Origin of the sequence: Mesorhizobium sp. B4-1-4 (assembly GCF_006439395.2) — a bacterium.
Classification (GTDB): Bacteria; Pseudomonadota; Alphaproteobacteria; order Rhizobiales; family Rhizobiaceae; genus Mesorhizobium.
Genome location: NZ_CP083950.1, coordinates 1,153,701 through 1,174,263 on the forward strand (window position 1 = coordinate 1,153,701; position 20,563 = coordinate 1,174,263).

Annotated in this window: 25 protein-coding genes; 16 read left to right on the forward strand and 9 right to left on the reverse strand. The window is 62.9% G+C overall.

Features of this window, described 5'->3' with window-relative positions; genetic code table 11:
* Position 1: 1 nt before the first annotated feature.
* The 3 genes from FJW03_RS05410 (at position 2) to FJW03_RS05420 (ending at position 2,768) form a co-directional block, all read left to right on the forward strand.
* Positions 2-1,159 carry an amino acid ABC transporter permease gene (locus FJW03_RS05410; protein WP_140611347.1) on the forward strand — a complete coding sequence of 386 codons (1,158 nt, stop codon included), beginning with the start codon at positions 2-4 and terminating at the stop codon, positions 1,157-1,159.
* 78 nt (positions 1,160-1,237) lie between these two features.
* Positions 1,238-1,987, forward strand: coding sequence for an amino acid ABC transporter ATP-binding protein (locus FJW03_RS05415; RefSeq protein WP_031240865.1), 750 nt, complete (start codon positions 1,238-1,240; stop codon positions 1,985-1,987).
* A gap of 115 nt (positions 1,988-2,102) precedes the next feature.
* The gene (locus tag FJW03_RS05420; protein ID WP_140765643.1) at positions 2,103-2,768 is read left to right on the forward strand and encodes a TIGR02117 family protein; all 666 of its coding nucleotides are present in this window, start codon (positions 2,103-2,105) and stop codon (positions 2,766-2,768) included.
* Between the two features lie 17 nt (positions 2,769-2,785).
* Here FJW03_RS05420 and FJW03_RS05425 read toward each other — a convergent pair whose 3' ends face one another.
* The 4 genes from FJW03_RS05425 to FJW03_RS05440 form a co-directional block, all read right to left on the reverse strand.
* Positions 2,786-3,109: a BrnA antitoxin family protein gene (locus tag FJW03_RS05425; RefSeq protein WP_140611343.1), complete on the reverse strand. Its 324-nt coding sequence runs from the start codon at positions 3,107-3,109 to the stop codon at positions 2,786-2,788.
* Positions 3,087-3,386, reverse strand: coding sequence for a BrnT family toxin (locus FJW03_RS05430; RefSeq protein ID WP_140765645.1), 300 nt, complete (start codon positions 3,384-3,386; stop codon positions 3,087-3,089). The genes FJW03_RS05425 and FJW03_RS05430 overlap by 23 nt, the downstream gene beginning before the upstream one ends.
* Positions 3,387-3,454: 68 nt before the next feature.
* Positions 3,455-4,696, reverse strand: a complete 1,242-nt coding sequence (locus FJW03_RS05435) for an FAD-dependent monooxygenase (protein WP_140765647.1) — start codon at positions 4,694-4,696, stop codon at positions 3,455-3,457.
* Between the two features lie 18 nt (positions 4,697-4,714).
* Complete coding sequence (locus tag FJW03_RS05440) at positions 4,715-4,960, reverse strand: zinc-finger domain-containing protein (protein WP_140611337.1); 246 nt, start codon at positions 4,958-4,960, stop codon at positions 4,715-4,717.
* Positions 4,961-5,181: 221 nt separating this feature from the next.
* On the opposite strand from FJW03_RS05440, the gene FJW03_RS05445 reads away from it, so the two are divergent.
* The gene (locus FJW03_RS05445; protein ID WP_140765649.1) at positions 5,182-7,383 is read left to right on the forward strand and encodes an RNA degradosome polyphosphate kinase; all 2,202 of its coding nucleotides are present in this window, start codon (positions 5,182-5,184) and stop codon (positions 7,381-7,383) included.
* A complete protein-coding gene (ppx, locus tag FJW03_RS05450) occupies positions 7,383-8,921 on the forward strand; it encodes an exopolyphosphatase (protein ID WP_140765651.1) in 1,539 nt (512 codons plus the stop codon). The genes FJW03_RS05445 and ppx overlap by 1 nt, the downstream gene beginning before the upstream one ends.
* 7 nt (positions 8,922-8,928) lie before the next feature.
* On the opposite strand, the gene FJW03_RS05455 is transcribed toward ppx, so the two are convergent.
* Entirely contained in the window at positions 8,929-9,333 is a 405-nt protein-coding gene (locus FJW03_RS05455) for a DoxX family protein (protein ID WP_140611331.1), read from the reverse strand.
* A gap of 183 nt (positions 9,334-9,516) precedes the next feature.
* Here FJW03_RS05455 and FJW03_RS05460 point away from each other — a divergent pair, with 183 nt between their 5' ends.
* Together FJW03_RS05460 and FJW03_RS05465 are read left to right on the forward strand one after the other, a co-directional pair.
* On the forward strand, positions 9,517-10,893 hold the full coding sequence (locus tag FJW03_RS05460; RefSeq protein ID WP_140767523.1) for an IS1182 family transposase: 1,377 nt from the start codon (positions 9,517-9,519) through the stop codon (positions 10,891-10,893).
* A 6-nt stretch (positions 10,894-10,899) separates the two neighbouring features.
* Positions 10,900-11,037 (forward strand): hypothetical protein, encoded by a 138-nt coding sequence (locus tag FJW03_RS05465; protein WP_226890596.1) that lies wholly within the window; start codon positions 10,900-10,902, stop codon positions 11,035-11,037.
* A 26-nt stretch (positions 11,038-11,063) separates the two neighbouring features.
* Here the strand turns inward: FJW03_RS05465 and FJW03_RS05470 are convergent, their stop codons facing one another.
* The 3 genes from FJW03_RS05470 to FJW03_RS05480 form a co-directional block, all read right to left on the reverse strand.
* On the reverse strand, positions 11,064-11,486 hold the full coding sequence (locus FJW03_RS05470) for a DoxX family protein (RefSeq protein WP_140767413.1): 423 nt from the start codon (positions 11,484-11,486) through the stop codon (positions 11,064-11,066).
* 177 nt (positions 11,487-11,663) lie between these two features.
* On the reverse strand, positions 11,664-13,061 hold the full coding sequence (gene fumC / locus FJW03_RS05475) for a class II fumarate hydratase (protein WP_140611327.1): 1,398 nt from the start codon (positions 13,059-13,061) through the stop codon (positions 11,664-11,666).
* Positions 13,062-13,211: 150 nt separating this feature from the next.
* Positions 13,212-14,048 carry an NIPSNAP family protein gene (locus FJW03_RS05480; protein ID WP_140767412.1) on the reverse strand — a complete coding sequence of 279 codons (837 nt, stop codon included), beginning with the start codon at positions 14,046-14,048 and terminating at the stop codon, positions 13,212-13,214.
* Between the two features lie 148 nt (positions 14,049-14,196).
* On the opposite strand from FJW03_RS05480, the gene FJW03_RS05485 reads away from it, so the two are divergent.
* Positions 14,197-14,751 (forward strand): TetR/AcrR family transcriptional regulator, encoded by a 555-nt coding sequence (locus FJW03_RS05485; RefSeq protein WP_181173401.1) that lies wholly within the window; start codon positions 14,197-14,199, stop codon positions 14,749-14,751.
* A 165-nt stretch (positions 14,752-14,916) separates the two neighbouring features.
* Complete coding sequence (locus tag FJW03_RS05490; protein ID WP_140767410.1) at positions 14,917-16,044, forward strand: metallophosphoesterase; 1,128 nt, start codon at positions 14,917-14,919, stop codon at positions 16,042-16,044.
* A 57-nt stretch (positions 16,045-16,101) separates the two neighbouring features.
* Here FJW03_RS05490 and FJW03_RS05495 read toward each other — a convergent pair whose 3' ends face one another.
* Positions 16,102-16,290 (reverse strand): CsbD family protein, encoded by a 189-nt coding sequence (locus FJW03_RS05495; RefSeq protein ID WP_181165685.1) that lies wholly within the window; start codon positions 16,288-16,290, stop codon positions 16,102-16,104.
* 189 nt (positions 16,291-16,479) lie between these two features.
* On the opposite strand from FJW03_RS05495, the gene FJW03_RS05500 reads away from it, so the two are divergent.
* The 7 genes from FJW03_RS05500 (at position 16,480) to FJW03_RS05530 (ending at position 20,517) form a co-directional block, all read left to right on the forward strand.
* A complete protein-coding gene (locus tag FJW03_RS05500) occupies positions 16,480-17,133 on the forward strand; it encodes a glutathione S-transferase family protein (RefSeq protein WP_140767409.1) in 654 nt (217 codons plus the stop codon).
* A gap of 82 nt (positions 17,134-17,215) precedes the next feature.
* A complete protein-coding gene (locus FJW03_RS05505) occupies positions 17,216-17,968 on the forward strand; it encodes an SDR family NAD(P)-dependent oxidoreductase (protein WP_140767408.1) in 753 nt (250 codons plus the stop codon).
* A 69-nt stretch (positions 17,969-18,037) separates the two neighbouring features.
* On the forward strand, positions 18,038-18,358 hold the full coding sequence (locus tag FJW03_RS05510; RefSeq protein ID WP_140767407.1) for an ArsR/SmtB family transcription factor: 321 nt from the start codon (positions 18,038-18,040) through the stop codon (positions 18,356-18,358).
* Positions 18,358-19,137, forward strand: a complete 780-nt coding sequence (locus FJW03_RS05515; protein ID WP_140767414.1) for an SRPBCC domain-containing protein — start codon at positions 18,358-18,360, stop codon at positions 19,135-19,137. The genes FJW03_RS05510 and FJW03_RS05515 overlap by 1 nt, the downstream gene beginning before the upstream one ends.
* A gap of 457 nt (positions 19,138-19,594) precedes the next feature.
* The gene (locus FJW03_RS05520; protein WP_140611313.1) at positions 19,595-19,999 is read left to right on the forward strand and encodes a hypothetical protein; all 405 of its coding nucleotides are present in this window, start codon (positions 19,595-19,597) and stop codon (positions 19,997-19,999) included.
* A 1-nt stretch (position 20,000) separates the two neighbouring features.
* The gene (locus tag FJW03_RS05525; RefSeq protein ID WP_181165684.1) at positions 20,001-20,162 is read left to right on the forward strand and encodes a hypothetical protein; all 162 of its coding nucleotides are present in this window, start codon (positions 20,001-20,003) and stop codon (positions 20,160-20,162) included.
* Between the two features lie 34 nt (positions 20,163-20,196).
* Positions 20,197-20,517: a YkgJ family cysteine cluster protein gene (locus FJW03_RS05530; protein WP_226890681.1), complete on the forward strand. Its 321-nt coding sequence runs from the start codon at positions 20,197-20,199 to the stop codon at positions 20,515-20,517.
* Positions 20,518-20,563 lie beyond the last annotated feature (46 nt).

The following is a 20,563-nucleotide window of genomic DNA, read 5'->3' on the forward strand; positions in this document are numbered from 1 at the left end:
CATGCAGGAACACGACATGTCCTGGGTGCGTGCCGAGATGGTGCTGGCGCAGCCTGCGCCAGCAAGCGTGCGCGGCCCAACGGCCTGGGTGCGCAAGAACCTGGTCGGTTCGGTCGGTGACACGATCCTGACCATCATAGGCATCGCGCTGGTCGTCATGATCCTGCCGCAGATCATCAACTGGGCGTTCATCAATGCCCAGTGGACAGGGCCGAATCGCACTGTCTGCGCCACCGTTGCGCAAGGCGGCATTCAGCCGGACGGCTGGAGCGGCGCGTGCTGGGCCTTCGTCAATGCCAAGTTCGGCCAGTTCATGTTCGGCACCTATCCGATCGAGGAGCGCTGGCGCCCGATTCTGGTCGCCATCCTGTTCGTGGCGCTGCTGGTGCCGATGCTGATCCCGCGCGTGCCGCGCAAGGGACTGAACGCGATCCTGCTCTTCCTGGTGTTGCCGATCGTTTCGTTCGTTCTGCTGATCGGCGGCATGTTCGGCCTGCCGCATGTCGAGACCTCGCGGTGGGGCGGCCTGCTGGTAACGCTCAGCCTGTCCTTCGTCGGCATTGCCGTGTCGCTACCGCTGGGCACTGTGCTGGCGCTCGGCCGGCGTTCGAAGATGCCGATCGTCAAGACGCTTTGTGTGGTCTTCATCGAGACGGTGCGCGGCATCCCGCTGATCACCGTTCTGTTCTTCGTCAGCGTCATGCTGCCGCTGTTCCTGCCGGCTGGGGTCACCTTCGACAAGTTTCTCAGGGCATTGATCGGCGTGTCGCTGTTTGCGGCGGCCTATATGGCCGAAGTCGTGCGCGGCGGCCTGCAGGCGATCCCGAAGGGCCAGTATGAAGGCGCCGATTCGCTTGGCCTCGGCTACTGGCAGAAGATGGGGCTGATCGTGCTGCCGCAGGCGCTGAAGCTGGTCATCCCCGGCATCGTCAACACCTTCATCGGCATGTTCAAGGACACCAGTCTGGTTCTCATCATCTCGATGTTCGACCTGCTCGGCGTCGTCAAACAGAATTTCTCGGATGCCAATTGGGCGACGCCACAGACCGCGAAATCCGGTCTGGTCTTCGCCGCCTTCGTGTTCTGGCTGTTCTGCTTCGGCATGTCGCGCTATTCGATGTACACCGAACGCCGACTCGACACCGGCTACAGACGCTAAACAAAAGAATAAGGGGATCCTGTCATGGCCACCGAAAACGCCGTCAGCGCGGAAGAGCTCAAGGTCAATGCCGCCAAGATGCACATCTCGACCACCGATGTCGCCATCGACATCATCGCCATGCACAAATGGTACGGCGAGTTTCATGTGCTGAAGGACATCAACCTCAAGGTTATGCGCGGCGAGCGCATCGTCATCTGCGGCCCGTCCGGCTCCGGCAAGTCGACGATGATCCGCTGCATCAACCGCCTGGAAGAGCACCAGAAGGGCAAGATCATCGTCGACGGCAAGGAACTGACCAATGATCTGAAGAAGATCGACGAAGTGCGCCGCGAGGTCGGCATGGTGTTCCAGCACTTCAATCTGTTCCCGCACCTGACCATCCTGGAGAACTGCACGTTGGCGCCGATTTGGGTGCGCAAGACGCCGAAGAAGCAGGCCGAGGAAATCGCCATGCATTTCCTCAAGCGCGTCAAGATTCCGGAGCAGGCCAACAAGTATCCGGGCCAGCTCTCCGGCGGCCAGCAGCAGCGCGTGGCGATCGCCCGTTCGCTGTGCATGAACCCGCGCATCATGCTGTTCGACGAGCCGACCTCGGCGCTCGACCCGGAAATGATCAAGGAAGTGCTGGAGACCATGGTCGGCCTTGCCGAGGAAGGCATGACCATGCTGTGCGTCACGCACGAAATGGGCTTTGCCCGCAAGGTCGCCAACCGGGTGATCTTCATGGATCAGGGCCAGATCGTCGAGCAGAACACACCGGCCGAATTCTTCGATCATCCGCGCCACGAGCGTACGAAACTGTTCCTGTCGCAGATCTTGCACTGAGCGCTCCGGCACCGGTTCAAAACAAGCCCGGCGGCACCACGGCCGGGCTTTTTGCATATGGCGATCGGCCATGGTCGCTGCCGTCGAGGAGAGGGAGCCCCCAAACCGGACGCCGATGAAAAAGCCCCTGCGTTTCCTGGCCATGTTGGCAGCCATGTTCATGCTTGCCGCCGTCCTCGGCACGCTGGTGCCACGCCCGCTCTGGCCGGCGGCCGCCGCTGGCGAGAGCACGCGGCGCATATTGGTGCTGAAGAACCCGATCCACACCGACATCGCCATCCCGGTGGACGACGCGGTTCGCAGGCGTTTTCATTTCCTGACCGAGGCCGGCCTTCCGGCCGACGCACCCGAGGTGCGCTACATCGTCTTCGGCTGGGGTGGTCGCGCCTTCTATCTTGAAACGCCAACATGGTCGCAACTAAAGGCGGTGCCAGTGGTCAAGGCGATGACGCTCGATGCCTCTGTGATGCATGTCGATGTCGCCGGCGCGATCGCCGAGCCGCATCCTGACGTCGCTGGCTTCGACATTGGCGAGGATCGGTTCGCGGCGTTGCTCGATTATATCGCGGCCAGCTTCCAGCAGGGGCAGAACGGCCCGGTCGTGATCGAGAATGCGGGCTACTCCAACTTCGACCGCTTCTACGAGGCGAATGGCCGTTTCAACGCGCTGATCGGCTGCAACACCTGGACGGCGGCGGCACTGCGCACGGCCGGGCTTCGCACTGGCTGGTGGAATCCGCTCCCGGCTTCGCTTGGGCTGTCGCTGCGGCTTTACAATTGAAATTTGGACAGCAGCGGTCAGCCCGTTTTGCGATCCTGCCTCATCATATAGTCGCGTAGTGCCTTGTTGATCGCGCTCTGATAGCCCCGACCATCGGGGGTGCGTCTCTTGAACCAGGCGACAAGGTCGGAATCGAGGCGAAGGGTCAGTTGCTGCTTTATAGGTCTGAAATGCGGATTTCGAGCAGCATTTTGCCAGAATTCTTCGGCCAATTCGGGAGTGTCGCTCGTATCGACGTCATCTTGCGAGCGCGCTTTCAACGCTGCGATTTCCGCCTTCTGTGCTTCTGTCAACGGAGAGGGATTTGTCGGGTCGAATTCAAATCGAACGATTTTGCGCATAATATCTTCTTTCTTTCGTCGTGGCTCTGCGCGCTGAAATGATCCGTATAACCTCGGTTCCATCTTCTTCTCGATCGGCATGGGCAATAAGCAATACGAGCGTGCCGTCAATCCTACCGATGGTCTGCCAACGGTATTCGCCGTTTTCGACTCTGTCCTGTACCGCCAGCGCGGAAGGGTCGGAGAAAACACGAACGGCAGTCTCGAAACTCACGCCATGCTTGCGCAGATTTGATGCTGCCTTTTCTGGATCCCATTCAAACCGCAATTCGTTCATGCGCAGTAACCACAAAAATGTAACTACAATTCACCATTGCGTCAAGACAGATGGGACTTCCTGGCGGGCTAACGCCTGATGATCCTCCGCTGCCTCCATCCGTAGAGCCAGTCCAGATCCGCAACGAGCTTTTCCGGTGGCCGCTTCGCCAGAACCAGGTTGCGGGCGAATGCCACCGGACCCGAGGCATGCCAGGCGAGGCGGTTAAGCGCACCGCGCCGGATGACCTTGACGATGCGCGGCCGCCGGAGATTTTCCCAGATGGTGAGGCTCTGACGCAGATCGGCAGGGAAGTCAGCCACCAGGCTGGCAAGCGTTGCCGCGTCTTCGATGGCCATTGCCGCGCCTTGTGCAGCGAACGGGGTCATCGCATGTGCGGCGTCACCGATCAGAGCGATGCCGGCTGGCGTCGTCCAGGGCTGCTTCTGTTCGACTGTATGGAGCGGCCAAGTCAGCCAAGGGCCAGCCATTTCTACCAGCCTTGCAAGGCCCGCGGCCGTGCCGCGCATGGCGCCGGCGAGGATGCCGGGATCGGCATGCCCGGACCAGCCCTCGGCAATGCGCTCGCCTCTGGTGAAGGCGACAAGGTTGAAAGCGTCACTCTTGCTGACGGGGTAGGCGACCATGTGGAATCCCGGATGCAGGAAGGTCGTGACGCTGTCGGTAGCGCCGATCGCGGCAAATGCTTGTCCGGCGGCGCTGCCGGCAGCGACAGTGGTGCGCCAGGCCAGTTCGCCGGAAAAACGGCTTCTCGGCGATGCCGCTCCCCGGGCCCGATCGACAACCGCGCGCACCGACGACCATACGCCATCGGCCCCGACCAAAAGGAAGCCCTGTGACTGGACGGTCTTGCCGTCCTTCTCGACTGTGGCCGTCACACCATCGCCACCTGTGACAACATCGCTCAAGCGCGCGCCTGTGACGAGCGCAATATTCGGGTTTTCGGCGACGCGTTCGGTCAGTGCGCTCTGCAGATCGGCCCGGTGAGCGACGAGATAAGGCGCCCCCCAACGTTTTTCGGCGGCTTGCCCCAGCGGCACGCGCGCCAGTTCGCGCAACGTCGCGGCGTCCTTCAGCACCACTGCTTCCGGACGCACCGCTGCCGGCAGCAGCCGGTCGAGCACGCCGAGCTGGCGTAGGATATGTGTCGCGTTTGGAGAAAGCTGGATGCCGGCGCCCACCGCGTCCAGCCGCTCCGCCTGTTCGAACAGCTGTGCGGGGTAGCCGCGTTCGCCGAAAGCCAGGGCCGCGGTCAGCCCGGCGACGCCAGCTCCGGCGATCACGATCTGCCGGGGCTGTGCATCGGGCATGATTTCAGCCGCTGGAAATCAGGCGGCCCGGTCGATGTAGAGACAGCCGGCCGGCACCGTTTCCGTCGCCTTCAGCTTTGGCGAATAGCGGTAGAGCGTCGAGCAATAGGGGCAGACCTTCTCATTGTCGTCGCCCATATCGAGAAACACATGCGGGTGGTCGAAAGGCGGGTTGGCGCCCGTGCACATGAATTCCTTGACCCCGATGTCGATCGCCGGGTAGCCCGCATCGTTCTGGAAATGGGGAATGGAACCGCCTGCCATCGTCGTCTCCTGATCTCTTGCAATTGCATCTGGATCATAACCCGTCTCTTTGCAAGATCGATGAAATCAAACTGTTGCAAAAGCCTGTCAGAGGATAAGTTAAGCTCGGTCATGCCTGACCCCCGCAACCGGAATCGGTTACGGGAGGGTATGTGTCGATTCGTCGGACGACCCTCGCGGGCGCGGCGTTCGGACGACAGCGGCTGGGAAGAGCAGGAATCATGAACGAACTGAAGCCGGTGCAGAGCGAATTCATCAATGTCGAGGCGGCGAGCCCGCAGGGCGGCAATCCGGACCGTTTCGTCAATCGGGAGTTTTCCTGGCTGCAGTTCAATCGCCGCGTTCTCGAAGAATCGCTGAACGAGCACCACCCGCTCCTCGAACGCGTGCGCTTCCTGTCGATCTCGGCCGCCAACCTCGACGAGTTCTTCATGGTGCGCGTCGCCGGCCTCGCCGGTCAGGTCCGCGAGGGCATCGTGCTGAAGAGCCCTGACGGCCGCACGCCCGAACAGCAGCTCGAACAGCTGCTGCGCGAGGTCGAGCGGCTGCAGGAAGATCAGCAGAAGAGCCTTTCGGCGCTGACGATACTGCTCAACAAGGAAGGCATCGAGAGCATCACCCGCGACGCCCTGACCAAGGACGAGAAGGTCTGGCTGGAAGAGCATTTCCAGGACCAGGTGTTTCCGGTGCTTACCCCACTGTCGATCGACCCGGCGCATCCGTTCCCGTTCATTCCCAATCTCGGCTTCTCGATGGCGCTGCAGCTTCGCCATCGCAAGAATGGCGAGGAGATGAGCGCGCTGCTGCGCCTGCCGGTGGCGCTGAAGCGCTTCATCCGCCTGCCGGACCGCAGGAATCATGTCCGCTTCATCCCGCTGGAGGAGGCGGTCGGCCTCTATATCGGCAAGCTGTTCCCGGGATATGAGGTCAAGGGCTCCGGCACCTTCCGGATCATCCGCGACAGCGATATCGAGGTCGAGGAGGAATCGGAAGATCTCGTGCGACTGTTCGAGACGGCGCTGAAGCGCCGCCGCCGCGGTTCGGTGATCCGCATCGAGTTCGACAGGCTGATGCCGGCCGAACTGCGCGATTTCGTCGCCGGCGAGCTCGGTGTTTCGTCGAGCCGTATCAGCGTGCTCACCGGCCCGCTGGCGCTCAGCCAGATCTCCGAAATTGTCGCCGTGGCCCGCGACGACCTGAAATTCACGCCTTACAATCCCCGCTTCCCCGAACGTATCCGCGAGCATGGCGGCGACTGTTTCGCCGCCATCCGCGAGAAGGACATCATTGTCCACCATCCCTACGAATCCTTCGATGTGGTGGTGCAGTTCCTGCGCCAGGCGATGGCCGACCCCGAGGTGGTGGCGATCAAGCAGACGCTCTACCGCACCTCCAACGACAGCCCTATCGTGCGTGCGCTGGTCGACGCGGCCGAGGCCGGCAAATCGGTGACGGCGCTGGTCGAGCTCAAGGCCCGTTTCGACGAGGAAGCCAACATCCGCTGGGCCCGCGATCTCGAACGCGCCGGCGTGCAGGTTGTGTTCGGTTTCCTCGAACTCAAGACCCACGCCAAGATGTCCCTGGTGGTGCGGCGCGAGGACGGCAAGCTGCGCAACTACGTGCATCTCGGCACCGGCAACTACCACCCGGTCACAGCGCGCATCTACACCGACCTGTCCTTCTTCACCACCGATGCGACGATCGCGCGCGATGTCGCCCAGCTGTTCAACTTCATCACCGGCTATGCCGAGCCGACCGCCGAGATGCGTATCGCGATCTCGCCGTTCACGCTCAGAAACCGCATTCTCCAACACATATCGGACGAAGTCGCCCACGCGCTGGAGGGCAGGCCGGCGCGCATCTGGATGAAGATGAACTCGCTTGTCGACCCGATCATCATCGATGCGCTCTATGATGCCAGCCGTGCCGGGGTGGAAATCGACCTCGTCGTGCGCGGCATATGCTGCCTCAGGCCGCAAGTGCCGGGCCTGTCGGAGAACATAAGGGTCAAGTCGATCGTCGGCCGCTTCCTCGAACACAGCCGCATCTACTGCTTCGGCAATGGCCACGGCCTGCCGGCGGACGAGGCGATCGTCTACATCTCCTCCGCCGACCTCATGCCGCGCAATCTCGACCGCCGCGTCGAGACCATGGTGCCGATCACCAATCCAACTGTGCATGAACAGGTTCTGGGTCAGATCATGCTGGGCAACATCATGGACAATCAGCAAAGTTTCGACGTATTGGCTGATGGAACTTCCCGGCGTGTCGTGCTGGAGGAGGGCGAGGAACCGTTCAACGCGCAGGAATATTTCATGACCAATCCGAGCCTGTCGGGACGGGGTGACGCGCTGAAGTCGCATGCGCCCCAGCGGATCGCCCAGTTCAAGCGCCGCAAGAAGAACGCCGCAGCGTCCAACTGATGTTGTCGATTTCCCAGGGCCGGCTGCAGGACCGCCGTCCGCTGTCCATCATCGACATCGGCTCGAACTCGATCCGTCTCGTCGTCTATGAGGGATTGGCGCGTTCGCCGACCATGCTGTTCAACGAAAAGATGCTGGCGGGTCTCGGCCGTGGCATCGTATCGACGGGAAAGCTCGACCCGGATGCGGTGACGCGCTCGATGGAGGAATTCCGCCGTTTTCGGGCACTCTCCGATCAAGCCGGCGCCGAGCATATGTATGTGCTGGCGACCGCCGCCGCCCGCGAGGCGGTCAACGGCCCGGATTTCATCCATCGCGCCGAGGAAGTGCTGAAGACCGAAATCCGGGTGCTTTCCGGCCGCCAGGAGGCCTACTACTCGGCGCTCGGCGTTATCTCCGGCTTTCACCCCGCCAACGGTATCGTCGGCGATCTGGGCGGTGGCAGCCTGGAATTGATCGACATCAAGGGCGAGGCGATGGGCGAAGGCATAACGCTGCCGCTCGGCGGCCTGCGTCTGCAGGACATGGCGAAGAATTCGCTCGTTCAGGCGCAGAAAATCGCGCGCCAGGAACTGGCGCGGGCGAAACTACTCAAGGGCGGACAGGGCAGGGCCTTCTACGCAGTCGGCGGCACCTGGCGAAACCTCGCCCGCCTGCACATGGAGATGACCAACTACCCGCTCGGCGTCATGCATCACTACGAGATTTCGGCCGACGGTGCAGCCCAGAACTTCCTGAAGCAGGTGGCCAAGGGCGAGGTCGAGAAAGTCAAGGGCATCGAGGGCGTCTCCAAGAACCGCCGCTCGCTGCTGCCCTACGGTGCCGTCGTGCTGCAGGAGATCATGTCGGCGATGCAGCCGTCGAAGATCGTCGTCTCGGCGCAGGGCGTACGCGAGGGCTTTCTCTATTCGCTGCTCGATGAGGAGGAGCAGAACGCCGATCCGCTCATCTCGGCCGCTGAGGAACTGGCTCTGCTGCGCTCGCGTTCGGTCCATCACGCGCATGATCTCGTCGAATGGACCGGCAAGGCCTTCAAGGCTTTCGGCATCGACGAAACGGAGGACGAGGCGCGCTATCGGCACGCCGCCTGCCTGCTTGCCGATATCGGCTGGCGTGCGCATCCCGAATATCGCGGCAGGCAGTCGCTGAACATCATCGCGCATGCTTCTTTCATCGGTGTCGACCATCCTGGCCGCGCCTATCTCGCGCTCGCCAGCGCCTATCGCCATGATGGCATCTTCAATGATGGCATCGCGCCAGAGATCAAGGCACTAGCGCCACCGCGCCTGTTGGAGCGCGCCCGCGTGCTGGCGGCGATGATGCGTGTCGTCTATCTGCTGACCGCCGCGATGCCTGGCATCATGCCGAGACTGGAATGGGAAAGCCGTGCCAATGGCACCCTGGCGCTGGTATTGCCGTCCTCGCTTGCCGATCTCTACGGCGAGCGGCCGGCCGGGCGCCTGGCGCAGCTGGCCAAGATCACCAACCGCCGGCTGGTGCTGTCGGTCGAAGGCGGCCCGAGCATGACGATGAAGTAGGCAGGCCTCAGACGGACCCGCGTCCGTCAGCCGACCATGCTCCCGCACCGGCCATGGCCAGCGCCAGGAAACCGCCCGCAATAGCAATGTCCTTCATCAGCATCTGCTGGTGCAGGAAGGCGAGCGTCGCATCGCCGGCGCCTTGGCCGTAATGGCCGATGAACCCGGCCGCGACGCAGAAGGCCGCCAGCAGCAGTGCCACGATACGGGTCTGGAACCCGATGAGGATCAGCAATCCGGCGATCAACTCGAACAGGCCCGTGCCCCAGGCGGCGAGCGTTGGCAGCGGCAGGCCGAGGCCGGCGAAATAATTGATTGTGCCGGCGATGCTGCTGAGTGCCTGGAAGCCAGACGGCACGAACAGCACGGCAAACAGCAGCCGCGAAACCAGGAGCAATGCATTGCGGTTCATGGCTACTCCCTTGCCGGCGCCCCGGTCAGGCCCACGCCGGCTATCGTCCACCTTACGCCTGCGGGACTGCGGCCGAAACCACCGCGGCGCTTGGACAACGAAAAAGCGGCGCGGAAAATTCCGCGCCGCCCAGACTGCTGACAAACCCCTGGCATTTGCCGGGGGTTTTTGATTCACTGGGTCATGTTGAAGCGACCCGCCCCTGAACAGACCGCGCTCGAGATGGTGACGTTGGATCAGCTGGTTCCGGCTGACCACCTGTTGCGCAAGATCGATCGCGCGATCGACTTTTTCTTCATCCACGATCTGACAGCGCCGCTCTACTGCGCCGACAATGGCCGACCGCCGCTCGATCCGACCTTGATGTTCAAGGCGCTGTTCATCGGCTACCTGTTCGGCGTGCGCTCGGAGCGGCAGCTGGTGCGCGAGATCGAGGTCAATGTCGCCTACCGCTGGTTTTTGCGGCTGAAGCTGACGGACAAGGTGTTCGACGCCTCGACGCTGTCGCAGAACCGGCGCCGGCGCTACCAGGACGAGACGATCGCGCAGGCGATCTTCGACCGCATCGTCGAGCAGGCGATCCGGGCGGGGCTGGTGGACGGGACGGTGCTCTACACCGACAGCACGCATCTGAAGGCCAACGCCAACAAGGGCAAATACGACCTTGCCCTGGTCGCCAAGTCGCGGGCCGACTACTGGAGCGAACTCGACCGCGCCATCGAGGTGGAGCGGGCGCTGCATGGCCAAAAGCCGCTGAAGCAGAAGCAGAAGCAGCGCAAGCCGCCCGAGAAGCAGACCAAGGTCAGCCGTGCCGATCCGGAGGCCGGCTACATGGTGCGCGAGGGCAAGCCGAAGGGCTTCTTCTATCTCGATCACCGCACGGTGGATGGCCGTTGCGGCATCATCACCGACACGTTCGCCACGCCGGCCAACGTGCATGACTCGATCGTCTATCTCGGCCGGCTCGACCGCCAGGTGGAGCGCTTCGGCTTCAATGTGGCGGCTGCGGGGCTGGATGCCGGCTACGCCACGCCGGGCATCGCCAAGGGGCTGGAGGACAGGACGATCAGGGGCGTCACCGGCTATCGCAACCCGACCCCGCCCAAGCCCGGCATGATGAGGAAGAGCGCCTTCGTCTATGAGCCGGATGCGGACGGCTATCGTTGCCCGCAGGGCCAGTTGCTTGCCTATGCCACAACCGACCGCAGCGGCTACCGGCATTACAGGAGCGATCCGGCGATCTGCCGCGACTGTCCGCTGTTGGCCTCCTGCACCTCAAACGCCAAGGCCGAACGCACCATCACGCGCCATGTCTGGCAGGACGCCCGCGAGCGGGTCGACGCCAATCGCTCGACCGCATGGGGCAAGGCCATCTACCGGCGCCGCAAGGAGACGGTCGAGCGGTCTTTCGCCGACGCCAAGCAGCTCTTCGGCCACCGCTATGCCCGCTTCCGAGGGCGAACCCGCGTCGCCTGCCAGTGCCTGATCGCCGCCGCCGCCCAGAACATGAAAAAGATCGCAATCAGCCTCTGGCCAAGCCCAAAACCAGCACCCGCCTGAGGCCAGATGCGCAGCGCCAGCCTCCTGACATCTTCTCCTGACACCAATTTACAAAGCTCAATCAACGCGCAAAACAAAACCCCGCCGAAAATCGACGGGGTTCGTCAGCAGTCTGAGCGGCGCGGAAAATTCCGCGCCGCCTGAATTCAGATCGTTGGGAGGATGGAATTTCAGCCGCGCTTGGCGTCGATCGAGTAGGCGCCGGCGCCCATCACCGCAAGCAGGATGAAGCCGCCGGTAAGGCCAAGATTCTTCTCCAGCATCAGCATCTGGATCTGGTCCGAGAAGTTGAGATGCGCGATGGCGGTGGCGGCGAGCGTGAAGATGGCGAGCACGATCGCCACAATGCGGGTCTGGAAGCCGACCAGAATGGCGAGGCCGCCGAAGAATTCCAGCAGGCCCGAACCGATCGCGGCGACCGTCGGCAGCGGCATGCCGATACCGCCGAACCATTGCGCGGTGGCGGAAATCGCGGTCAGCTTGGCGAAGCCCGAAAGGATGAACAGGATTGAGAGAAGGATGCGGCCAGCGAGGATCGCGCCCGAGGCGTTGGATGTGGTGCCGGTGCCGGCGACAGAAGTGTTGGTGGACATGGTGGCTCTCCGAATGGGTTGAATGCCAATCAAATAGACCATGCCAACTGTTCACCAAAGACGCCTGTGTGGCGACACATTGTTCACAGGTTGTACATTCTCGCGGCCCGGCAAGACGCGCAAAATTCGTGCCGGGCTGTGCGACGACGGGGTAAAATTCTCCCGCCGAAAAATACCTTACCCCGGATGCGTCATGTCCTCCGGTCGCACCAGCCGGTCATAATCGGCTTCGCTGACCAGGCCGGTGGCCAGCGCTTCCTCGCGCAGCGTGGTGCCGTTCTTGTGCGCGGTCTTGGCGATCTTGGCGGCGTTGTCGTAGCCGATGGTGGGCGCCAGCGCCGTCACCAGCATCAGCGAGCGGTCGAGCGCCGCCTTGATGTTGTCTTCCCGCGCCTCGATGCCGACCACGCAATTGTCGGTGAAGGAAACCGAAGCGTCGGCGAGCAACTGCACCGACTGCAGGAAGTTGTAGGCCATCAGCGGGTTGTAGACATTGAGCTCGAAATGGCCTTGGCTGCCGGCGAAGGTCAGCGCTGCATTGTTGCCGAACACCTGCACGCAGACCTGCGTCATCGCTTCGCACTGCGTCGGATTGACCTTGCCCGGCATGATGGAGGAGCCGGGCTCGTTCTCCGGCAGCGACAGCTCGCCAAGGCCCGAGCGCGGGCCCGAACCGAGGAAGCGGATGTCATTGGCGATCTTGAAGAGTGCCGCGGCGGCCGCATTGATGGCGCCGTGCGAGAACACCATGGAATCGTGGGCCGCCAGCGCCTCGAATTTGTTCGGCGCGGTGACGAAGGCGATGCCGGTGATGGCGGCGATCCGGTCCGCAACCCTTTCGGCGAAGCCGACCGGCGCGTTGAGGCCGGTGCCGACGGCGGTGCCGCCCTGCGCCAGTTCCTGCAGGCCGGGCAACGTCATCTCGATGCGCTTGATCGAGGAGGCGACCTGTGCCGCATAGCCGGAAAACTCCTGGCCGAGGGTGAGGGGGGTGGCATCCTGCGTGTGCGTGCGGCCGATCTTAATGATATGATTGAAGTCCCGGCTCTTGGCGGCGAGCGCCTTGTGCAGGTGGTGCAACGCGGGGATCAGGTGATGCACGATCTGCTCGGCACAGGCAATGTGCATGGCCGTCGGATAGGTGTCGTTCGACGACTGGCTCATATTGACATGGTCGTTGGGATGCACCGGCTTCTTCGAGCCCATGGCGCCGCCCAGCATTTCGATCGCCCGGTTGGAGATCACTTCATTGGCGTTCATGTTGGACTGCGTGCCTGAGCCGGTCTGCCAGACCACCAGCGGGAAATGTTCGTTGAGCTTGCCGTCGATGACCTCTTGCGCGGCCTCGACGATCACCTTGCCGATCGTGGGATCGAGCCGCTTCAGGTCCATGTTGGCTTCCGCCGCGGCCCGCTTGACGATGCCGAGCGCGCGCACGATCGAAGCCGGCTGCTTTTCCCAACCGATCTTGAAATTGCCCAGGGAACGCTGCGCCTGCGCACCCCAATAACGGTCGGCGGCGACTTCGATAGGCCCGAACGTATCGGTTTCGGTTCTGGTCTTTGGCGTGCTCACAAGGTTTCTCCTTCTCGAAGTCGGCAACGGCGTATCGCGTTGCCCAAATGGCTTCAAGCAGAGATTGTGCGCGTTGAGGATGCAAATCGGTTGAAGAAGGTGCTCCGGTAATACGCTTCGCAGGCAGCCGAACCGTGGTTAGGCGCTAGGCTATCCCACGGTATGAACTTCGCCAGTTGCCAGCCCCTTGCCCCCCGCCACGTCAACGGGATAGCCAAGCAGCGAGCGCGAGGTCGGCGCCAGACGCAATGTCTCCGTTGGGCGCCTCAGATCCTGCCGGACGGCTTGCCAGAAGGCCTGCCAACCCGACGAGGCTGAAAGCACGGCCTCGTGACGTGCGTGCGCGTCCACGTTCTCAAAGCTCATGACGCTGACAAAAACGTTTTCACTTGCCCGTACGGGGAGGCGCGGAAAGCTGTTTTCGGATTGTTCGGTAACAAAAGCAGCGAGCAAGCGTGCATTGGACGCTGTGATGAGCTGCGCCGCCTCGGCCACGAACCGGCTGGTGAAACTGGCCTCCGCCTCGGGTCGCAAATGATGAATCCGGATGACAACAATGCCAGCGAGTGGCTTGTTTGGTATCGGTTTTTCGCCAGCGCCCAAGCCGGCCCGCTCCGCGCCCGAGAGGTCAAGGCCAGCGCCTGCCCAAGCCGGCTTCAGTAGCAGCACATCGTCGGAATCGATCATTGTCGCATTGGCTGCATCACGGTGCGCAGCCCAGATCGGTCCGCCGTAGAACGCGGTCAGCGCATCCTTGCGTGCGTCCATGCTGTCGAAACCGCGCAGCCAGACGAACATGTCCGGCCGGTCCAGATCGCGGAATTGGCCGATGACGGTCATCCCGCTCGCCTCCTGGCTCTCGACGAACTGCCGGTCGAAAAGGGCAATCAGGGTTTCACGCTGCCCGGGCTTCAATGTGTACTGCCTGAGCTCGACGACGGGCGAGGCGAACGCCGCCTCCGGCGTAATGTTCAGAGGCAGGTTCATCGGGCAGTCTCCTAAACAGATTGATCGTCCTGTTTATAAACAGACCGGTTGTCCTGTTTTGTCAACATGCTATTGTTGGCCAATGTCAGCAGAGACGACCAGTCGATCAGCGCCCCGGCCGCGAAAACGCGTCAACGACCCCGAGGGCATGCGCAGGAAAATGCTCGACGTGGCCGAGGAATCATTTCAGGTGCGCGGCTATCACGCTTCCAGCCTGGCCGACCTGATGGCGGCGGCGGGTGTCAGTGGCGGGGCTCTGCATCATCATTTCCCGACCAAGAAGGCGCTGGCGCTGGCGGTAATCGATGAGCGCGTCGCGGCGGCGGTCGAGGAGACATGGATCGCGCCGGTGCGGGCGGCGGCTTCGGCCCGCGATGGCGTGCGGGCTGTGTTCGAGGCCGTGGCGGCGGAACTGGAGCGGCAGGGTTTCGTGCGCGGCTGTCCGCTCAACAATCTCGCGCATGAACTGTCGCTCGCCGATCCCGATTTCCGCGCTGCCCTTGCCGGCATCTTTGCCGCGTGGCGTCAGGCGCTCGCCGATAAGATCAGGGCCGACCAGCAGGAGGGCAGGGAGCAAGGCACCGATCCTCAGCGTTTTGCGGCACTGGCCGTGGCCACCTATTCCGGCGCCATGTCGATGGCCAAGGCGATGCAGGACACCGCCGTGCTGCGCGACTGTCTGGCGGCCCTGGATAAAGCCTAGAACCTGGCTTCGAAGCCGGAATCCGGCATTGGGAAGGCTGATTCCGCAACGGTATTGCTACTCGGCCAGCGGCTTGATCGTCTCATAGCCGTTCGTCGCGATGGCGATGGCCAGGGAAGTCGTAAAACTGGACGGACAGACGCCGTTTGTGCTGAAATTCCGCCGATGATGAATCACCGGCAGCCAACGTTGTTTTCACGACGCAGCTTTCTGGCGCAGGCCGCGGGTTTTGCCGTGGCGGTTTCACGTCCGGCGTTCAGCCAGACCGGGCAGCGCATCCAGCCCATCGACGCCACGTTCCTGTTCATCGCCGATGTCCATGCCTGCCGCATGGCGAACGGCTTGAGCCCCAACTGCCTGCAGGAAGGCAAGACCGACGCCGCACTGCTGCGCAATGTCGCGGCACTGAACGCCATCGCTGACAAGGATTGGCCGGCTGAGATCAACGGTGTCGCCACCGGCTTGCGTTCGGCAGGCAACCGGATCGGCATGCCGCTCGGCCTCGTCGTCGGCGGCGACATGACCGACGATGGCGGTGGCCAGATCACCCAGCCGAGCGAGGGCACGCAGCTTCTCCAGTTCAGCCAGCGTTACCAGCAAGGCGTCGGCCTGGACCGCGTCCACATGCCGGTCTATGCCGGGCTCGGCAACCATGATCTCGACCAGAACGGCCCGCCGAACCATGTCGATTGGTACCGGCGCGAAATGCGCGACTATGTCGAGGTCAACCACCGCGCCGGAGTGTTTTTCAAGCCGCCCGTGCCGGCCACGAGCTACGATGTCGAGACCGACTGCTATTCATGGGATTGGGGCGGTCTGCATCTCGTCCAGACGCATCGTTTCGCCGGCGATACCGGCCACGGTGCTGACAGCAGCCTGCCATGGCTCAAGCAGGATCTGGCGACCTACGCGGCCGATGGCCGCCCCGTCATCCTGTTCCAGCACTATGGCTGGGATACTTTCTCGACGGAGCGTTGGGATCCTGCCAAGCGGACCTACGACGATGACGGCGCCGGTGCGCCGCACTGGTGGGGCGATGCCGACAGGCAGGCGCTGGTGGCGATGCTGAAGGGGTACAATGTCGTTGGAATCTTCCATGGCCATCAGCACGAAACGTCGCTGGTCTACCATCGTGACGGGCTCGACCTGTTCAAGCCGAAGGCTGCCTTTATGGGCGGCTTCGCGCTGGCCAGGGTGACCAGCGACGGCATGGACCTGGTATTGGTTGAGGCGCGCGATGATCATGGCGAGGTCGCCTTCACCAGTGCTTTCAGCAAGGGCTGGAGCACATAAAAAACGCGGCTTTGGCAGCCGCCTTTCCTGATGAACAGAATCAGGTCTGGCTGGGGGTCAGAGGGCCTTCCTAACCTTGTCCTTCAAGTCGCCATAGGTCTTCTGCACCTTGCCCGCGGCCTTGTCCGCCATGCCCTCGGCTTGGGTCCGCCTGTTGCCGGTCGCCTTGCCGGCAGCCTGTTTGACCGAGCCCTTGATCTGCTTGGCCATGCCCGCGACCTGATCCTTGTTCACCATTTTCCGCATCTCCTGGAAGTGCGAATTCGGAGGAATTCGTCCGCGCGGAACAAACGGGCCAGTGTCTGTTAAGTTCCAAGCATTGTCCCGCAAGCAAATGAGTGCGAGCAGCCGCTTCCGGCGGCAAAGCTGACCGGGTAGGTTGCCGAGACGCACGCGCCAAAGGTTTCCAGGACGGTCGTGCGCATGGGGAGAGAAATGGCGAACTTCACGCTCTACATCGGCAACAAGTGCTTCTCATCGTGGTCTCTGCGGCCATGGCTGGCGATGAAGCATCTGGAGATCCCGTTCGAGGAAGGTCTTGTGCGGCTGCGCACGCCCGAAACTGCCGCCAACCTCGCCAAAGTGTCGCCGACCGGTCAGGTGCCGGTGCTGAATCACGAGGGCAGGGTCGTCTGGGAAACCCTTGCCATCCTTGAATATCTTGCCGACCTTTTTCCGGACAAGAACCTCTGGCCTGCCGATATCGGCGCTCGCGCGCTGGCGCGCTCGGCGGCGACCGAGATGCATTCCGGTTTTCGCGAGGTCCGTTATGGCTGGCCGATGAATCTGCGGCGGCTGAAAGCGCACAAGCCGCTCGACGCCGAAGGCGAAACGCAGCGAGCGCGCATCGAGGCGCTATGGCGCGAGTGCCGCGAGAAACACGGCAAGGGTGGTCCCTTCCTGTTCGGCCAATTCACCGCGGCCGACGCCATGTATGCGCCCGTTGTCACACGCTTCGACACTTATGGCGGCATGCTGGCGCCTGACACCAGGGCCTACGTCGATGCCGTGCTCGCGACGCCGGCGATGCGGCAATGGTACGCGGAGGCGGCGAGGGAACCTTGGCCCGAGCCCGGGCCTGACGAATAGCGTCTGTCTGGAAGCGGCCTTTCAGAAGGATCGGGCCAGCCTATCTAGGAGCGTTGGGCAGGGGCTTTTTGGAGATGTTGCAATGACCGTTTCTTCCATGCTCGCCGACAAGGTCGCTCTCGTCACCGGCGCCTCATCGGTTATTGGTGAGGCAACAGCCACGGCGCTGGCCGCCGCTGGGGCAAAGGTGGCGGTCGCCGCCCGCCGTGCCGATCGGCTCGAAGCGCTGGCCGCGCGCATCGAAAAGGCCGGCGGAGCGGCGTTGCGCATCGAGGCTGATGTCACCCGCAACGATGACATCACTGCTATGGTCGGAAAGGTGGTGGCCGAATGGGGCCGGCTCGATATCCTCGTCAACAATGCCGGGGTGATGCTGCTCTCGCCGGCCGCGGAGGCGACGCTCGAGGACTGGCGCCAGATGGTGGAACTCAACCTGCTGGCCCTGATGAGCGTGACCAAGGCAGCGCTCCCGCATCTCCGGGCTGCCAAAGGTCATATCGTCAATGTCTCGTCGGTCGCCGGCCGCGTCGCCAATCCCGGCGCCAGCGGCTATGCGGCGACCAAATTCGGCGTCGTCGGTTTTTCGGAATCGTTGCGGCGTGAGGTCTACGCCGACAAGGTCCGCGTTACCGTCATCGAGCCCGGACTGGTGCGCACCGAACTCGGCGACCACATCACCAACGCCGCCTCGAAGGCGGGACTGGACCAGCGCCTCGCCACGATGGAAGCGCTGACCGCCGAGGATGTCGCCGCCGCCATCCTCTATGCGGTCACTCAACCGGCACGCGTCAACGTCAACGAGATCGTCATCAGGCCGACCGACCAGGAGCGCTGAGCAGTCTTTTGGAGCAAGATTAACGGAAGTCTCCAATCAGCATAATACGTAACCAAATGGATACGCATTATGCTGCAGACTGATCCTGACCGTTCCGTCTTTCGGGCCATTGCCGACCCGACGCGCCGTGCCATTCTCGACCGGTTGCGGCATGGGCCGGCGCCGGTCAACGAACTCGCCTCGACCTTTTCGCAGAGCCGGCCAGCGATTTCCAAGCATCTGAGGGTTCTGCGCGAGCTGCGCGTCGTCTCCGAGCAGAAGCACGGCCGCGAGCGGCTCTACCGGTTGGAACCGGCTGAACTGAAGGACGTGGCCGACTGGATCTTGCCCTATCGCGATTTCTGGCAGGCAAGCCTCGGCAATCTGAAGTCTTATCTGGAGAATGAATGATGGCCAGCCACGACGGACCTCGCGCCATCGCCGATGTGTCGGCGGGCACAATTCTCGCCACCGTGACGATAGCCGCGCCTCCCGAGAGGGTGTTTCGCGCCCTGACGGCGGATGATCAGATTCCGCTCTGGTGGGGATCGGACGAGCTCTACCGGACAACGAGACATACGGCAGACGTGCGGCCGGGCGGCACGTGGCGATCGGAAGGCAAGGGCGCCGATGGCCAGAAATTTCATGTCCAGGGCGAATATCTCAAGGTCGAGCCGCCGCACCTTCTGGTCATGACATGGAAGGCCCCGTGGGACGGCGACAACGTCACCACCGTGACCTACATGCTCGAAGCGATCGACACCGGAACGCGGCTGATTTTGCGTCATGAGGGGTTCGGCACTCGCGAGGGTGCTTGCCGCGATCACGGCCTCGGCTGGGAACGCGTGCTGGGTTGGCTGGCCGCCTTCCTCACGGATGGGGCCGGCGGCAAACCGCAGGGCGTGTTCCACTGCCGGCTGATCCCGCCACGGCCCGACTTTGCCTTCACCCTGACCGATGCGGAAAAGGCGCTGATGAAACAGCATTCGGATTATCTGCGCGGCAAGCTGGGCGAGGGCGGTGTCATCCTGTTCGGACCGGTCGCCGATCCTGTCGGCCCCTGGGGACTCGGCATCGTGCGCGCCGATGATGAGGCCGCCGTGCGGGAACTGACCGAGGCGGATCCGGCGGTTCGTTCCGGGTTGGGTTTTCGCTATGAAATCCTGCCGATGATGACCGCCGTGATGTAGGCCACGCGCGCCATACAAGAACGCCCCTCGTGCGTTTTATTGCGCGGGAGGCGTTCTTTTGCCGTCAACCTTCTTCGATTGCTCTCATGAATTGCTGACGGCATATCCAAAACGCCCGATCGGAACATCGGTTCCCTACGAACACAAGTTTTTCTTCAAGCGGCCGTGGCAAGTGGCCAGAGCGTTGCGGCGCAGCAGGGCGGGCATCATCTTTCCCGTGCAGGGCGATCGAATTCCAGGCCGCTGGCCGTCAGGGTGTGCTATGCGTATTTGTGGGCAGCCATGGCGGCGAGGCAGCACCCGACAAATTTGAACCAGACGCCGTATTGCTTTGTACGCAGCCATGGCCGAAAGACCGGCCTCGCCATTTTCGGCGCTCCGGACAGGAGAAGATTTTGACCGCCACTTTGCACAAACCGCGCAAGCCAGCCTTGCCGAACCACACGGACGCACGCTGATGGCCACCAAACGCGTGCCGCCAACGCCGATCGCTGCCAATGCGACCATCGCCGATATGGTCGAAGGGCTGGACAAGCCGGTCGAATATGTCCGGCGTGTGCTGGAAAAGCTCGAGCGCTGCAAGCGGGCCCATGGCGATGCGCAGGTGCGGATTGGCGTGCGTGGCCGTGCCGAGTGCCCGAACTACCTGATCGAATATGTCCGCGAAGATCCCAAGACACGGCAGCTGGTCACCTATCAGGACGCCGCCTACAGCGGCAGCACGCATCGCGAACTTGGGCCGCATCACATCGAGGCAACGGCGATCTGGTCGCCGGAGGAAATGAACATCACGGCGGTTTCGGCGCTGATCGGCCGCTTGCGCAATCCGCGCGCGCCATCGCGCTCCGGCAACGAGGACTGACATGGCCATAAAATTCTCCGCCAAGGACCAGCCGGCAGCGTCGGCCGTTGCAAAGCCGGCGAAGCCGGCCGCGGCGCCGAAGGCCGCGCCCGTTGAGGCAGCGACCGACCTGTTCAAGTCACCGGTCGAGACGCCACCGCGCAAGGCGGGCAGGAAAAAATAACGCCTTGCCGCAGGACGCCGATCGCAGCCTTGTCGTGCTTGCGCCGCGCGGCCTCGCGGCGCCCGCCTTCGACTGCCAGAGCTGTGGCGCTTGCTGTTCCTACTCGGCCGAATGGCCGCGCTTTTCCACCGAAGATGACGCGCAGCTCGACCGTATCCCGGCAAAATATGTCGCGACCAACGAATCCGGCATGCGTTGCGAGGGCGTGCGCTGCTCGGCCCTGACCGGCGAGGTGGGCAAGGCGACGGCTTGCGGCATTTACGACGTCCGCCCGGATGTCTGTCGCGCCTGCATGCCGGGCGACGACGACTGCCTGATGGCGCGCCGGGCGCACGGATTGCCGACGACGTCGTAGCCGCGTTCCGGCGGCTTGTGCTGATCTACCTTGCTGGCTAGGCTGC

Bases quoted from the DNA above. Each gene is read 5' to 3' on its own strand.
- FJW03_RS05410 (WP_140611347.1), top strand. From the start codon at position 2: ATGCAGGAACACGACATGTCCTGGGTGCGTGCCGAGATGGTGCTGGCG.
- FJW03_RS05415 (WP_031240865.1), top strand. From the start codon at position 1,238: ATGCACATCTCGACCACCGATGTCGCCATCGACATCATCGCCATGCAC.
- FJW03_RS05420 (WP_140765643.1), top strand. From the start codon at position 2,103: ATGAAAAAGCCCCTGCGTTTCCTGGCCATGTTGGCAGCCATGTTCATG.
- FJW03_RS05425 (WP_140611343.1), bottom strand. From the start codon at position 3,109: ATGCGCAAAATCGTTCGATTTGAATTCGACCCGACAAATCCCTCTCCG.
- FJW03_RS05430 (WP_140765645.1), bottom strand. From the start codon at position 3,386: ATGAACGAATTGCGGTTTGAATGGGATCCAGAAAAGGCAGCATCAAAT.
- FJW03_RS05435 (WP_140765647.1), bottom strand. From the start codon at position 4,696: ATGCCCGATGCACAGCCCCGGCAGATCGTGATCGCCGGAGCTGGCGTC.
- FJW03_RS05440 (WP_140611337.1), bottom strand. From the start codon at position 4,960: ATGGCAGGCGGTTCCATTCCCCATTTCCAGAACGATGCGGGCTACCCG.
- FJW03_RS05445 (WP_140765649.1), top strand. From the start codon at position 5,182: ATGAACGAACTGAAGCCGGTGCAGAGCGAATTCATCAATGTCGAGGCG.
- ppx (WP_140765651.1), top strand. From the start codon at position 7,383: ATGTTGTCGATTTCCCAGGGCCGGCTGCAGGACCGCCGTCCGCTGTCC.
- FJW03_RS05455 (WP_140611331.1), bottom strand. From the start codon at position 9,333: ATGAACCGCAATGCATTGCTCCTGGTTTCGCGGCTGCTGTTTGCCGTG.
- FJW03_RS05460 (WP_140767523.1), top strand. From the start codon at position 9,517: ATGTTGAAGCGACCCGCCCCTGAACAGACCGCGCTCGAGATGGTGACG.
- FJW03_RS05465 (WP_226890596.1), top strand. From the start codon at position 10,900: ATGCGCAGCGCCAGCCTCCTGACATCTTCTCCTGACACCAATTTACAA.
- FJW03_RS05470 (WP_140767413.1), bottom strand. From the start codon at position 11,486: ATGTCCACCAACACTTCTGTCGCCGGCACCGGCACCACATCCAACGCC.
- FJW03_RS05480 (WP_140767412.1), bottom strand. From the start codon at position 14,048: ATGAACCTGCCTCTGAACATTACGCCGGAGGCGGCGTTCGCCTCGCCC.
- FJW03_RS05485 (WP_181173401.1), top strand. From the start codon at position 14,197: ATGCGCAGGAAAATGCTCGACGTGGCCGAGGAATCATTTCAGGTGCGC.
- FJW03_RS05490 (WP_140767410.1), top strand. From the start codon at position 14,917: ATGATGAATCACCGGCAGCCAACGTTGTTTTCACGACGCAGCTTTCTG.
- FJW03_RS05495 (WP_181165685.1), bottom strand. From the start codon at position 16,290: ATGCGGAAAATGGTGAACAAGGATCAGGTCGCGGGCATGGCCAAGCAG.
- FJW03_RS05500 (WP_140767409.1), top strand. From the start codon at position 16,480: ATGGCGAACTTCACGCTCTACATCGGCAACAAGTGCTTCTCATCGTGG.
- FJW03_RS05505 (WP_140767408.1), top strand. From the start codon at position 17,216: ATGACCGTTTCTTCCATGCTCGCCGACAAGGTCGCTCTCGTCACCGGC.
- FJW03_RS05510 (WP_140767407.1), top strand. From the start codon at position 18,038: ATGCTGCAGACTGATCCTGACCGTTCCGTCTTTCGGGCCATTGCCGAC.
- FJW03_RS05515 (WP_140767414.1), top strand. From the start codon at position 18,358: ATGGCCAGCCACGACGGACCTCGCGCCATCGCCGATGTGTCGGCGGGC.
- FJW03_RS05520 (WP_140611313.1), top strand. From the start codon at position 19,595: ATGGCCACCAAACGCGTGCCGCCAACGCCGATCGCTGCCAATGCGACC.
- FJW03_RS05525 (WP_181165684.1), top strand. From the start codon at position 20,001: ATGGCCATAAAATTCTCCGCCAAGGACCAGCCGGCAGCGTCGGCCGTT.